The following is a 13,213-nucleotide window of genomic DNA, read 5'->3' on the forward strand; positions in this document are numbered from 1 at the left end:
TGCCCTGAACGCCGCCCGCGCCGCGCTGGCGGTGGCGCAGGCCGCCGAGCGCGCCGCGCAGGCCCAGATCGACGGCGTGACGCCCGACACCCACCCCGATGTGGCCCTGGCCCAGGAACGCCTGCGCGCCGCCGCGCTGGCCGCGCAGCGCACCACCATCCGCGCGCCGGTCGGCGGCATGGTGGCGCAGCGCAGCGTGCAGCTGGGCAAGCAGGTGGGAATCGGCGACAAGCTGATGTCGGTGGTGCCGCTGGACCAGATGTGGATCGACGCCAACTTCAAGGAGATCCAGCTGGCCGGCATCTGCCCCGGCCAGCCGGCCGTCGTCACCGTCGACGCCCACGGCGCCAAGGTGCGCTATCGCGGCCGCGTCGGCGACGTGATGGCCGGCAGCGGCTCGGCCTTCGCGCTGCTGCCGTCGCAGAACGCCACCGGCAACTGGATCAAGGTGGTGCAGCGGGTGCCGGTGCGCATCAATCTCGACCCCAAGGACCTGGCCGACCATCCGCTGCGCATCGGCCTGTCGGCCGAGGTGACGGTGGATACGGCGCGCTGCGAGGCGACGCAGGCGGGCGCGCCCAATGGCGAGACCACCGATCTCTACCGGCAGCAGCGCCAGGCCGCCGACGCGCTGGCGCAGGCCGGCCAGGGATGGCAGTGATGTCCGCCGCGACCCGTCCCATCGAACCGATGTCCGGGCTGCCGCGCGTGGTCGCGACGGTGGCCATCAGCCTGGCGTCGTTCATGGCGGTGGTGGACATCACCATCGCCAACGTCTCGGTGCCCACCATCTCCGGCAACCTGGGCGTCAGCCCGGAGATCGGCGAATGGGCCATCACCTTTTTCGCCATCGCCAACTCCATCTGCATCCCGCTGACCGGCTGGCTCTCGCGCCGGCTCGGGCAGGTGCGGCTGTTCGTGCTGTCGGTGGCGGCCTTCACGCTGGCGTCGGTGCTGTGCGGCGTGGCGCAGAACTTCGAATCGCTGCTGGCCTTCCGCGTGCTGCAGGGCATGGTGTCCGGCCCCATCGTGCCGCTCAGCCAGGCGCTGCTGGTCGCCATCTTCCCGCCCGACAAGCGCACGCTGGCGCTGTCGATGTGGGCCATGACCAACATGGCCGGCCCCGTGGCCGGGCCGGTGCTGGGCGGCTGGCTGACCGACGATTTCAGCTGGCCCTGGATCTTCCTGGTCAACGCGCCGGTCGGCATCGCCGTGGTCGCCGTCACCGCCACCATGTTCCGCGGCCGCGACACGCCCAGCACCCGCCTGCCGGTGGACCTGCGCGGACTGATCCTGCTGGCCGTCGCCATCGGCTGCCTGCAATTGACGCTGGACCGCGGCCGCACGCTGGACTGGTTCGCCTCGCCGTTCATCGTCACCACCGCGCTGCTGTCGGCGCTGGGCTTCGTGTTCCTGGTCATCTGGGAGCTGGGCGAGACGCATCCGATCGTCGACCTGAGCCTGTTCCGCCATCGCAACTTCGCCATGGGCACGCTGGCCGTGGCGGTGGGCTTCGGTCTGTACTTCGCGGCGCTGGTGCTGATCCCGCTGTGGTTGCAGACCGACATGCGCTACACCGCCACGTGGGCTGGCCTGGCCACGGCGCCGATGGGCGTGTTCGGCATCCTGCTGGCGCCGCTGCTGGGCCGCTGGGTGCAGCGCGGCGACGCTCGCGTGTTCGCCAGCCTGGCCTTCGTGGCGTGGTCCCTGGTGGCCTGGTGGCGCGCGTCCATGACCACGGACGTCGGCGTCGGCCTGATCTCGCTGGCCTGCCTGCTGCAGGGCATCGGCATCGGCCTGTTCCTGACGCCGCTGGTGTCGCTGTCGCTGGCCGGCCTGCCGCCCGAACGCATCGCCGCCGCCTCCGGCCTGCAGACCGCCATCCGCATGATGGCGGGCAGCCTGGTCGCCTCGCTGGCATCGACCTACTGGGACGAGCGCTCGCGCTACTACCAGAACGTGCTGGTCGACAGCGCCACGCCCGCCCGGCCCGCGGTGCAGGACACGCTGAACGCCCTGGCGGGCGCCGGCCTGGACGCGCCGCAATCGTGGGGCGTGATCTGGAACGGCCTGAAGACCCAGGCCGACATGCTGGCGCTGAACGACTTCTTTCTGTGGTCGAGCCTCGCGTTCGCGCTGTCCATCGCGCTGGTCTGGCTGGCCCGCCATCCCCGCGCCGCCAAGGCCTGACGGCCCCATCGCCCCAAACAGGAGACCCGACATGCAACCCTTTTCCCCGACGCGCCGCGACGTGCCCTGCATCGTGCTGCGCGCGCTCGACCTGGCGCGGGACATGCGCCGGCTGACGCTGGGCGGCCCCGAGCTCAGCGCCTGGCTGGCGCGCCCCGGCGTCGGCCAGCCCGCCGCCTGGGTCAAGGTGTTCCCGCCCGGCGTGCCGGGCCGGGCCTATACGCTGCGCGCGATCGACTTCGAGGCGTCCACCGTGGAGATCGACTTCGTGATCCATGGCGACGCCCCCGGCACCGTCTCAGACTGGGCGCGCCGCGCCCGTCCCGGCGATGCCGTCTCGATCGCCGGACCGCGCGACGGCGGCTTCGCCCTGCAGGCCGACACGCGCTGGGTCTGGCTCGGCGCCGATGCCTCGGCCTGGCCGGCGGCCTGCCGCATCATCGAATCGCTGCCGTCCGCCATCCAGGTCCTGGGGGTGCGCCATCCGGCGGGCGGCGACTGGCCCGCCCTCGCCAGCGCGCACACGCCGCGATGGGCGGCGCGCAGCCTGCCGCCCAGCCCGGATGAAACGCCCGAGCCCTCCCCCGCCGGGCCCGGCCAGGTCTGGCTGGCCGGCCAGGCCGGCTGGGTCAAGGCCTGGCGCGCGCACTGGCTGCAGCGCCTGCGTCTTGACGCGGCCCGCGTCTCGGCCAAGGGCTACTGGAAGGACGGTGAACAGGACTACAAGGAATAGGCCCCGGCCCGTGGACACGGCAACGGACAGACCATGAAGAAAGAACTGGATCGCATGCGGGACATGGCGTTGTTCGTCCAGGTGGCGGCGCTGGGTTCGCTCACGCGGGCCGCGGAAAGCACCGGCGTGCCGGCCTCGACGCTGTCGCGCCGGATCTCGGAATTCGAAAGCCAGATCGGCGTCAAGCTGCTCCATCGCAGCACGCGCCGCCTGGCGCTCACCGACGTCGGCCAGCGCTATCTGGACCGGATCACGGAAGTCGTCGACCGCGCCCGCGCCATCAGCGGCGAACTCGAGGAAGAAATGGCCCGCCCCACCGGCCAACTGCGCGTCTGCGCGCCGGTCGATTTCAGCGCCTATTTCCCGGACGCCGCGCTGGCCGACTATTGCGCCAGCCATCCCGGCGTGCGCGTCGAACTGCATTGCTCGGCCGAGCTGCCGGACCTGGCCACCGAACCGTTTGATGTCTGCATCGCCACCGTGGAACCGCCGCGGGCCAGCCGCATGGTGCGGCGGCGCGTCGGCATGGCCGGCTATCAGCTCTATGCCTCGCCGGCCTACCTGCGCGCCTTCGGCGAACCGACACACCCCGCGGACCTGGCGCGCCACCGCTGCCTCGCCCTGCCGGACAGCGGGCCGGGACTGGCGCTGGCCAACGGCCCCGCCAGCGCGCAGGTGGACGTGGCGCCGCTGCTGGTGCTGAACAATCTGCTGGCGCTGGAAAACCTGCTGCGCGACGGCCTGGGCATCGGTCCGCTGACGCCGGGCCGCGCCGACAGGCTGGTGCGGCAGGGCGCCCTGTTGCCGGTGCTGCCCGGCTGGGCGCTGCCGTCCCGCCCCATCCTGGCCTTGACGGCCTCGCGCGCATTGCCGGCCCGGGTCCGCGGGTTCATCGACCTGCTGGCGGCCCGGGTAGTGACGTAGCCAGAACGCGGCGCCGGCGACGTCCGCTCAATGGAACGCGTAGGCATCCATCGCCAGCGCGCCGTACGAGACCTCATCGTTCAGGCGCGTGGCCTGCTCGCCGCCCGCGCCCAGCGCCACGTACAGCGGCATCAGGTGGTCGTCGTGAGGATGGGCCTGCCGGGCGCCCGGCGCCCGGGCCTGCCAGTCCAGCAGCGCCGGCACGTCGTGCGCGGCCAGATGGCGCGCATACCAGTCCTGGAACGCCGGCACGTAGGGCGTGGCCGGCGCGTTCTGCGGCATGCGCACGTCGCGCAGGTTGTGCGTCAGCGATCCCGAGCCGATGATCAGGACGTCCTCGTCGCGCAGCGGCGCCAGCGCGCGGCCCAGTTCGAGCTGGCCGGCGGCATCGCGGCCCATGTCCAGCGACAGCTGCACCACGGGCACGTCGACCTCGGGGTACAGGTAGCGCAGCGGCACCCAGGCGCCATGGTCCAGCGGCCGGCGCGGATCGCGGTCGGCGGCAATGCCGGCCTCGGCCAGCAGGGCCTGCGTGCGCGCCGCCAGTTCCGGCGAACCGGGCGCGGCGTATTGCAGCGTGTAGAGCTCGGGCGGGAAGCCGCCGAAGTCATGCCACGCGACCTGCTGGTCGCGGGTGGACAGGGCCAGGCCATGGCCCATCCAGTGCGGCGAGACCACCAGAATGGCGCGCGGCTTGCGGCCCTGGGCCTGGCTCCAGGCGGCCAGGGCCGGGCCCGTCAGGCCGGGTTCGACGGCCAGCATGGGAGAACCGTGGGAAACGAAAAGCGTAGGCCAGCGCATGGCGATGCCTCCAGAGAACAAGTTTGATGGAGCCATTTTCGGCCGTTTCGAATCTGCAATAAACCCCTTCAAAAGGGATGATCTGTTGCCAGATGAGCACCAATCCCGTAGCGGACGGACGGCCGGCGCGCGCGCTGGCGGGACGCCGGGCGGCGCGGCGGCGCACGTCGCCGCCCATGACCGTGGCGGGCGTTAAACTACGTCGTTACACACTTACTGGACGTCCTCCGAAGTTATGGCCCGATCCCGCAGCCAATCCGCTCCCCGCTTGACCCGCGACGCCACCCGCCTGATCACGCTTGCCCAGTCGCTCAACCGCTCGGGCAGCCGCGTCGAAGACGTGTACTGGGAGAATCAGCTTGGCGAAGCGATTCCGAAGCTGCTCAAGGCAGGCCAGGATGCCCCGCTGGAAGCCGCGCTGGACCATCTCGCCCAGGGCGACGTGGGCGCCTACGAAGTCCTGATCGAACAGGCCGAAACGCTGTCCGAATCGATGAAGATCGAAAAGAACGGCGTGCGCTACGACATCCTGCTGATCGTCGCGCCCATCGTGGCCTGGACCCGCTACGCCATCCCGACCGGCCCCGTGCCGGCCAGCGCCCAGCAGGCCCTGCTGGCGCAACTGCATGGCCACGTGCTGTCGAGCCAGGCCCGCAGCGCGCTGATGCCGATGCTGGTGAGCGTGGACCAGATGCCGCGCACCTTCTCCGAAACCTGGCAATGGCTGCAGCGCCTGGGCTCGCAGGCGCTCGGCGCCGAGACCACCAAGCCGGCGCTGAACGCCGAGGTCGAGACCGCCAACATGCTGGCCGACACGCGCTACATCGTGGCGGCCGTGGCGGTGCCCGAATTCGCGCCCGTGTTCCGCTGGCAGGAGCAGATCGGCGACGCCGAGGCCAGCCGCGACGCCTGCCTGGCGCAATGGGCCGCGCAGGCCCAGCCGACGCTGGCCGGCCTGCTGCCGGGCTGCGGTTTCGAGGCCCTGCTGCCTGACGCCTATTACGTCAGCAACCGCGAGGCCGACCGCCGCGTGCGGCCGCTGTCGCTGCGCGCCGCCATCAGCTGGCTCGAAGGCGCGGTCAACCTCGAGGCCTCCCAATTGCGCGCCGTGGTGGCGGGCTGCGGCGAAAGCCGGGTCGACGAATACCGCGTCAGCTTCACCGCGCGCAACAGCAACGACGTCTACTACGGCTGCGTCTGGCCGCTGTATGGCCGCGAGGAAGACCTGCCGGCCGACGAAGGCCAGCCCGACGTGGTCGACGAGATCGCGGCGCTGCTCAAGGAATACGGCGTGAGCGACGTGCGCCGCATTCCCGGCGTGCTGCCCCCGGAATACTGCGAGGACTGCGGCGCGCCCTACTTCCCCAATCCCCTGGGCGAACTGGTGCACGCCGAATTGCCCGAAGACGCCGAGGCAGCGCCCGCCAAGTTCCACTGAGCGCGTCGATGCAAGCAGACATCTTCTGCCGCGTGGTCGACAACTACGGCGACATCGGCGTCTGCTGGCGCCTGGCGCGCCGGCTGGCGCACGGCCGCGGCTGGGACGTGCGCCTGTGGGTGGACGACCTGGCCAGCTTCGCGCGCATCCAGCCCGGCATCGATGCCAACGCCGCGCGCCAGGCGTTCCAGGACATCGATATCGTGCGCTGGACCGACACGCCGGATGCGGCGCTGGCGGCCCGCGACGTGGTGATCGAGGCCTTCGCCTGCGATCCGCCCGAGGCGTTCCTGGACAGCATGCGCCAGCGCCATCCAGCCTGGATCAACCTGGAATACCTGAGCGCCGAGGCCTGGGTGGAAAGCTGCCACGGCCTGCCGTCGCAGCGGCCCGACGGGCTGGTGAAGCACTTTTTCTTTCCCGGCTTCACGCCCGCCACCGGCGGCCTGCTGCGCGAACCGGGCCTGACGGCCGAGCGCGACGCCTTCCAGGCCGATCCCGAGGCCCAGGCGGCGTTCCTGCGGGGACTGGGCGTGGCCGAGCCCCTGCTGTCGCAACGGCGCCACGGCGCCCGCACCGTGTCCCTGTTTTGCTATCCCAGCGCCCCGGTCGACGGCCTGGCGCAAGCCCTGGCGGCCGATACCCGCCCCGCCCTGCTGCTGGCGCCGGAAGGCGTCGCTCCCGGGCTGGAAGCGGCCTGCGCGCGGCCCGGCGGTCCGGCGGTGGCGCGCCTGCCGTTCGTGGCGCAACCCGATTTCGACCGCGTGCTGTGGTGCGCCGACCTGAACCTGGTGCGCGGCGAGGATTCCTTCGTGCGCGCGGCCTGGGCGGCCCGTCCGCTGGTCTGGCAGATCTACCCCCAGGAAGAGAACGTGCACCTGGAGAAGCTGGACGCCTGGCTGGCGCGCTATCCGGCCCCGGAAACCGCGGCCGCCGCCATCCGCGCCTGGAACCTGCCCGACGCCGGCGCGGCGGCGGATGCGATCGGCGCCGCCCTGGCGCCGGCCGCCTGGCAGGCCTGGACGCAAGCCGCGCGCGAATGGGACGCGGCGCAGGCCGCGCGCCCCGACCTGGCGGAAAATCTGGCCGATTTTTGCGCAGAGTTGGTCAAGAAACGCTAGAATAGAGAGTTTTCTGAGTCGCCCGGGTTTTTCGGCGCCTCAACTATGACGCCTCCCGGGGTGTGCATGAAAGTCGAGCGAGCGGGCCTTTTCGGGCCCGCGGGCTTGAGATGGCGTTGAGATCGAGATGGCGGGCCTGGCCCGTTGCCTGGCGCCCTCACCCGCTGCGGCTTTCTGCAAGCACGGCGAGTGCACCCTTTCCCCCCGGAGTTTTATCGATGAAAACCGCTCAGGAATTGCGAGTCGGCAACGTGGTCATGGTCGGCAAGGATCCCCTCGTGGTCCAGAAGGCCGAATACAACAAGTCCGGCCGTAACGCCGCCGTCGTCAAGCTGAAGTTCAAGAACCTCTTGACCGCCTCGGCCAGCGAATCGGTCTACAAGGCCGACGAAAAGTTCGAAGTCGTCCAGCTGGATCGCAAGGAGTGCACGTACTCCTACTTCGGCGACCCCATGTACGTCTTCATGGACGAAGAGTACAACCAGTACGAAATCGAAGCCGAAAGCATGGGCGACGCCCTGAACTACCTGGAAGAAGCGATGCCCGTGGAAGTGGTCTTCTACGACGGCCGCGCCATCTCGGTGGAACTGCCCACGACGCTCGTGCGCGAAATCACCTACACCGAACCGGCCGTCCGTGGCGACACGTCGGGCAAGGTGACCAAGCCCGCCAAGATCAACACCGGCTACGAACTGAACGTGCCGCTGTTCTGCGCCATCGGCGACAAGATCGAAATCGACACGCGTACCAACGAATACCGCAGCCGCGTCAACAACTGATCCGGCAGCAGGTACGAAAAAGCGCCAGCCCTTCGGGGTCTGGCGCTTTTTTTTTTCGGCGAACGCGGCTACTGCAGGCGCTCGTCGTCGAGGAAATCAGGCACAGCCATGACGTCGATGCCGTCCTCGGCCAGGGCCTCGCGCTCTTCGCGCGTGGCGGTGCCGCGGATGGGCCGCTCGTCGGCGTCGCCCTCGTGGATGCGGCGCGCCTCCTCGGCGAAGCGCGTGCCGACGTTTTCGGTGTTGCGCAGCAAGGCCCGCACCTGGCGCATGACCACCGCCTGCAGGGCCGACATCTTCTCGGCATCGGTGGCGCCGGCCGACGGCGCCGGCGGGGCGGCGGGCGCGTGCAGGTGCGCCACGTTCAGGCGCGGCGCCGACAGGCGCTTGGTGATGCTGGCCGAGCCGCAGACCGGGCACGACACCAGGCCACGCGCCTGCTGCGCGTCATAGTCTTCGTGCGAACCGAACCAGCCTTCGAAGATGTGGCCGTGCTCGCACTGGAGGTCGAAAACTTTGAGAGCCATGGGAGTGATATGGGGGCTAGCGGCCAGAATACAAGAAAGCGCCGGCTCAAACAAAAAGCGGGCCCGCGGGCCCGCTTTTGCTGCGCCTGGCGCTTACTTGCCGCGCTTGGGCGCGGCCGTCGACTGGATCTGCGCCTGCTGCGCCTGCAAGGCGTCGATCTGGCGTTGCAGGTCGCGCAGTTGCTGACGCACGTCCTTCTGCTGATCGGCCAGCGCGGTGGCTTCCTGGCGCGATTGCTCCTGGCGCGCGGCGACCTGCTCTTCCTGCTGCATGCGCAGGGTGCGGTCGGCCTGCAGCGTGCTCAGTTCGGCGTTGCGGCTGGCCAGCAGCTTCTCGGCGTGGGTGTATTCAGCCTGCAGCTTGATGCGCTGGATGTCCACGTCGGCCAGTTCCACCGATTGCGCGGCGAACGCGCGGTAGGTGGCTTCGGCCTGCTTGTCCGACTTGGTCTTGAGGACGCGCCAGAAGTCCTTCTGCTGGAACAGGGCCACGTAGTAGGTCAGGTCGTCCGGCTTGAACAACAGGCTGGCGCCGTAGGTGCCGTTGTAGGTGGTGCGCAGCTCGGAAACCTGGCGGTTCTGGATCAGTGCCTGCAGCTCGGCCACCGTCGAGGACGGGCGCGCGGCGGGCGCCGGCGCGGGCGGGGTGACCGGCGTGGAGGCGGCTTGCTTGTCCTCGACCTGCTGCACCGTCGGGCGCGGGGGCTCGGGTTGCGCGCTGGCGCACGCGGCCAGACCGGACAGGGCCGTACCCAACAGCGCCATGCGAGCGGCGGCACGGATAAAGTGGACGTTCATGCCTTCCCCAAAAAAATCGTTGCGGAACTATAGCAATTTATTCCGTTTGAAGCTGACGCGCGTGAATAACACGGCGCGATAGTGTCGCGCGCCAAGGGACATTCCCTATTGCGCCTCACGACGCTTCGACGATGCCGTCGGCGGTTTCGCCCTGGCCGCCGCCCAGATGCAGCTTGCGCATCTTCTCCCACAGCACCTTGCGGCTGATGCCCAGGGTATTGGCGGTGTCCTGCCGGCGCCAGCCATTGACGTCCAGCGCGGCCAGGATGCGGGCGCGCTCGGCGCGTTCGGCGTCGGTAAAAACGGGCGGTTCGCATTGGGTATTGGCGCCGGCCGCGGCCAAGGCCGGCGGCCCGCCGAGCGGCTCGGCCAACTGGTCGAAAATGCGTTCGATGCGGGCCTGGTCCCAGGCCTGGAACTGGCGCCGCACGATCGCCACGCGCTCGGCCACGTTGGACAGCTCGCGCACGTTGCCGGCGTAGCGCGCCCGCGCCACGCGCTCCAGCAGCCAGGCCGGCGGCTCGCCCTCGGCGCCCAGCCGTTCGAGCAGGGCGCGGAAGATCGCCGCCTTTTCCTCGGGCCCGCGCTGTTCCAGGTTGGGAATGCGCAGCTCGATCACGGCCAGCCGGTAATACAGGTCGGCGCGGAACTCGTCCTGGCCCACCAGCACCCGCAGGTCCTTGTTGGTCGCCGCCACCAGGCGGAAATCGACCGGCACCTCGACGGTCGACCCGAGCCGCGTCACGGCGCTCTGCTCCAGCACGCGCAGCAGCTTGACCTGCTGGTACAGCGGCAGGTCGCCGATTTCATCCAGGAACAGCGTGCCGCCGCTGGCCTGCTCGAAATAGCCCTTGTGCGCGCCCACGGCGCCGGTGAAGGCGCCCTTGGCGTGGCCGAAGAAATGCGCCTCGAACAGCCCCTCGGGGATGGCGCCGCAGTTGACCGCGACGAACGGCCCGTCCGACCACGCGGCGTGGTCGTGCAGCAGGCGCGCGATGCGCTCCTTGCCGACGCCGGTCTCGCCGTGGATCAGCACGTTGCTGCGGCAGTCGGCGAACATGTCGGCCTCGGCCAGCAGCGCCCGCATCGGCTCGGACACCGCGATCAGCGGCTGCTCGCGGCGCGGCGCGACGCGGTTGAGCTGGTCGAGCGTGCCCAGCAGCTCGAACAGCAGCTTGCGCAGGTCCGTGGTGGTGAAGGCCAGCGGCAGCGTATAGGAATATTCCGGCGGGTAATAACGCGGATCGCGGCCGCGGGCCTCGGACGCCACCCAGATGACGGGCATCGCCTGCACCGACAGCCAGTCGTAGCCGCTGAAGCGGTTGTCGCCCATGACCGAGACCGACACCAGCGCCACCGCGGGCCGCGACGGATCGCGCGGCGGCGGAAAGGCGGTGCCGGCGTCGGCGCGCACCAGCGACACGTCCATGCCGGCCAGGCAGCGCTCGGCCCGGCTGGCGATGTCGGACGTGCCCTCCCAGACGTAGACGTCGAACTCCTCGCGCGAGAATTTCTGGGTCATGGCGACCACCGGGCCGGCCGCGAAGGGGAGGAAATCAAGGGCTTCATCATCAATACACCAGGCGGGGCTTGCCGCAGTCCACCGACAGCAGCGATACATCGGTCTGGCCGACACTCAGGCCAAGCATGTCCAGCAATTGCTGCAGCAGGGTCGACAGCATGCCCAGCAGCGGCTGCAGCAGCGTCACCACGATGGACAGCACGCCGCCCACCTGGTTGCCGCCGCTCAATGCCAGCGAAGAGACCGCGTTGACGCGGCACTGGCGAATCGCATCCGGCGTGATCGCCAACAGGCAGGTCACGTCGCTCAGCGGCGCCAGCAGCAACGAATTGAGGAGGTTGCCGACCAGCTGCAGCGTGCCGCCCAGCACCCCGGTCAGGCCGCCGGTGGACATGCGCTGGCCGAGCTGGTTGAGCGCGGTCGAGGACCACTGCATGTCGTTGACCACCTGCGAAATCGATTTACCCGGGTTGCTGCCGCCGCCGCCCACCAGGGTGGTGGCCAGCGACAGGCGCTGGTCCGGCGTCAGCGGCGTGCCGGTGCCGACCAGGTCGCCCAGGATGCCGCCGACCACGGCGTCGGCCAGGTTCGAGGCCAGCGCGCCCAGGTTGATCGAGGTGGCGTTGACGGTGGCGGTGGAGTTGGGCGACGGCGGCTCGGTCAGCGTCACCGAGACCGGCGCGGTCGAGTTGAAGATCGGCAGCGTGACCTTGCTGGTCAGCGGCAGGATGCCGAGCACGTTCAGGATCTGGTAGCGCTGGATCGCCGCGAACGAACTGGGCTGGCAGCTGTTGGTGATGGACAGGAAATTGGCCTGCACGTTGTCCACCGCCGACGACATGCCGGGGAAGCGCCCCAAGCAGATGTTGGCCACCGACGAGGTCACGTCGATGGTGGCCTGCGACTCGGTCAGCGGCGCCTGGCACAGCTTGGACACGGTACCGGTCGATTGCGCCACGTCGATGATGACCGGCAGGTCGATCTTGGTGCCCAGCGTGTTGGCCAGCAGCGGGCCCACCAGCGGGATGTTGCTGGTGTTGGCGCGCAGGTAGACGCGGATGCCGGCGCTGGTGGCCTGCGTGCCCACCCCGCCCACGCCGATGGTGGGCGGTTCGACGATGCGCACCTGCGACTGCACGCCAAGCAGCGGCACGTTCAGGCCCAGGTTGACCAGGTTCTGGCCGTTGGCGATGACCAGCGCGGTCTCCAGCACATTGAGCGCGTTGATATTGGCCTGCAGCGCCGAGTTGATGTCGCCGCCGACCACGTTCAGGTCGAGGATGCCGCCGTCGCCGAACAGCTTGACCGGCAGGTTCACCGGCATCACGTTCAGCACCACGTTGATGGCGTTGGACAGCAGCCCGAGGCTGGCGCCGGCGGTGTTGCCGGCCTTGTTCATCACGGTCAGCGTGGCCTGCAGCAGCTGGCCCAGCGTCAGGTTGTTGAGCGCGGCCAGCTGCGACGGCGTGCCCACGCCGGTGGCCACCGACACCGGCAGGCCCAGCGCCTCCAGCAGGCCCGACGGCGTGATGTTGACGGTGGCCAGGCCGGCCGCGTCGAGGATGTCGAGCTGGGCCGGCGTGGCGCCCACGGTGGACAGAAGCTGCGACAGCAGGCCGCCCTTCTGCAGGCGCAGCAGGCGCGAGCCGACGGTGAACACCGCCACCGGCTGGGTGCTGGTGGCCACCGAGATCACCTGGACCTGGGTGCCGCCCGCCGTGCCGCCGGAGAAGCTGGGAATCAGGCTGGCGAGGGTCTTGTTGATGGTGATGCGCAACGCGTTCGGCACCTGGCCGCTGGCGGGGTCGAACACGTACATGCCGCTGGCGTCGGCGCGGGTGGTGTCCCACACCTTGCATTCAACCGTGACGTCGGCCGCGGAGAAGCTGTCGAAGATGTTGGGCACGTTGGCCAGCACCGCGGCCTGCCCCGCCGCCTGCGCCCGGGTGCAGTCCGCGGGCGCGCCCATGCCCAGCACCTGCACCGCCGACAGCGCCGCCAGGTCCGAGGCCTTCTGCATCTCCCGCTTCATGTAGTAGGCATAGCCCAGCTGGGCCACGCCCAGCAGCACCAGGCCGACGATGACCACGAAAACGATGGCCACCGTCATGCTGCCGCGCTGCCGCGGCAGGAACGCAGAACGAAGATGAGTGGCTGGCATGATCGCGGCTCCCTGACTCGGTGAGACGGGTCCTAATTGGTGTTGTTGGTCTGCACCCGCTTGGTGAACCACTCCGGAATCGGCCGGGTGAAGCTGTCGACGTAGCGGTTCCAGGCGGCGGTGGACGCCGCGCCCAGCACCGGCAGCGCGGCGCCGGCGCGGCGGCCGTCGGCCTGCGCGGCCAGCAGGCCGCGGGTGATGTCGCCAAAGGCTTCCGGC

Annotated in this window: 12 protein-coding genes and 1 pseudogene; 7 read left to right on the forward strand and 6 right to left on the reverse strand. The window is 69.8% G+C overall.

The window, feature by feature from the left end; genetic code table 11:
• From H0523_RS29910 to H0523_RS29925, 4 genes and pseudogenes are all read left to right on the forward strand, one after another.
• A pseudogene (locus H0523_RS29910) lies at positions 1 to 661 on the forward strand (EmrA/EmrK family multidrug efflux transporter periplasmic adaptor subunit); the annotation flags it as partial.
• On the forward strand, positions 661 to 2,190 hold the full coding sequence (locus tag H0523_RS29915) for a DHA2 family efflux MFS transporter permease subunit (protein ID WP_054431910.1): 1,530 nt from the start codon (positions 661 to 663) through the stop codon (positions 2,188 to 2,190). The pseudogene H0523_RS29910 and the gene H0523_RS29915, both read left to right, overlap by 1 nt.
• A 31-nt stretch (positions 2,191 to 2,221) precedes the next feature.
• Positions 2,222 to 2,923: a siderophore-interacting protein gene (locus tag H0523_RS29920; RefSeq protein ID WP_054431911.1), complete on the forward strand. Its 702-nt coding sequence runs from the start codon at positions 2,222 to 2,224 to the stop codon at positions 2,921 to 2,923.
• Between the two features lie 33 nt (positions 2,924 to 2,956).
• Positions 2,957 to 3,847 (forward strand): LysR family transcriptional regulator, encoded by an 891-nt coding sequence (locus H0523_RS29925; protein WP_054431912.1) that lies wholly within the window; start codon positions 2,957 to 2,959, stop codon positions 3,845 to 3,847.
• Positions 3,848 to 3,874: 27 nt separating this feature from the next.
• On the opposite strand, the gene H0523_RS29930 is transcribed toward H0523_RS29925, so the two are convergent.
• Complete coding sequence (locus H0523_RS29930) at positions 3,875 to 4,648, reverse strand: DODA-type extradiol aromatic ring-opening family dioxygenase (protein WP_082404539.1); 774 nt, start codon at positions 4,646 to 4,648, stop codon at positions 3,875 to 3,877.
• Between the two features lie 235 nt (positions 4,649 to 4,883).
• Here H0523_RS29930 and H0523_RS29935 point away from each other — a divergent pair, with 235 nt between their 5' ends.
• The 3 genes from H0523_RS29935 to efp all read left to right on the forward strand — a co-directional run bounded on the left by H0523_RS29935 (position 4,884) and on the right by efp (position 7,986).
• Entirely contained in the window at positions 4,884 to 6,086 is a 1,203-nt protein-coding gene (locus H0523_RS29935; protein WP_054431914.1) for a DUF2863 family protein, read from the forward strand.
• An 8-nt stretch (positions 6,087 to 6,094) separates the two neighbouring features.
• Positions 6,095 to 7,207, forward strand: a complete 1,113-nt coding sequence (gene earP, locus H0523_RS29940) for an elongation factor P maturation arginine rhamnosyltransferase EarP (protein ID WP_054431915.1) — start codon at positions 6,095 to 6,097, stop codon at positions 7,205 to 7,207.
• Between the two features lie 218 nt (positions 7,208 to 7,425).
• Entirely contained in the window at positions 7,426 to 7,986 is a 561-nt protein-coding gene (gene efp, locus H0523_RS29945; RefSeq protein ID WP_006225610.1) for an elongation factor P, read from the forward strand.
• 68 nt (positions 7,987 to 8,054) lie between these two features.
• On the opposite strand, the gene H0523_RS29950 is transcribed toward efp, so the two are convergent.
• The 5 genes from H0523_RS29950 to H0523_RS29970 form a co-directional block, all read right to left on the reverse strand.
• The gene (locus tag H0523_RS29950) at positions 8,055 to 8,513 is read right to left on the reverse strand and encodes a DUF1178 family protein (RefSeq protein WP_054431916.1); all 459 of its coding nucleotides are present in this window, start codon (positions 8,511 to 8,513) and stop codon (positions 8,055 to 8,057) included.
• Between the two features lie 93 nt (positions 8,514 to 8,606).
• A complete protein-coding gene (locus H0523_RS29955) occupies positions 8,607 to 9,311 on the reverse strand; it encodes a DUF2968 domain-containing protein (protein ID WP_054431917.1) in 705 nt (234 codons plus the stop codon).
• Between the two features lie 115 nt (positions 9,312 to 9,426).
• Complete coding sequence (locus H0523_RS29960) at positions 9,427 to 10,833, reverse strand: sigma 54-interacting transcriptional regulator (RefSeq protein ID WP_054431918.1); 1,407 nt, start codon at positions 10,831 to 10,833, stop codon at positions 9,427 to 9,429.
• Positions 10,834 to 10,882: 49 nt separating this feature from the next.
• Positions 10,883 to 12,994: a pilus assembly protein TadG-related protein gene (locus H0523_RS29965; protein WP_054431919.1), complete on the reverse strand. Its 2,112-nt coding sequence runs from the start codon at positions 12,992 to 12,994 to the stop codon at positions 10,883 to 10,885.
• A gap of 32 nt (positions 12,995 to 13,026) precedes the next feature.
• A partial coding sequence (locus H0523_RS29970; protein ID WP_180180253.1) for a DUF3613 domain-containing protein occupies positions 13,027 to 13,213 on the reverse strand: 187 nt, incomplete at its 5' end.

The organism is Achromobacter insuavis (assembly GCF_902859645.1).
In the GTDB taxonomy this organism is placed as follows: Bacteria; Pseudomonadota; Gammaproteobacteria; order Burkholderiales; family Burkholderiaceae_B; genus Achromobacter; species Achromobacter insuavis.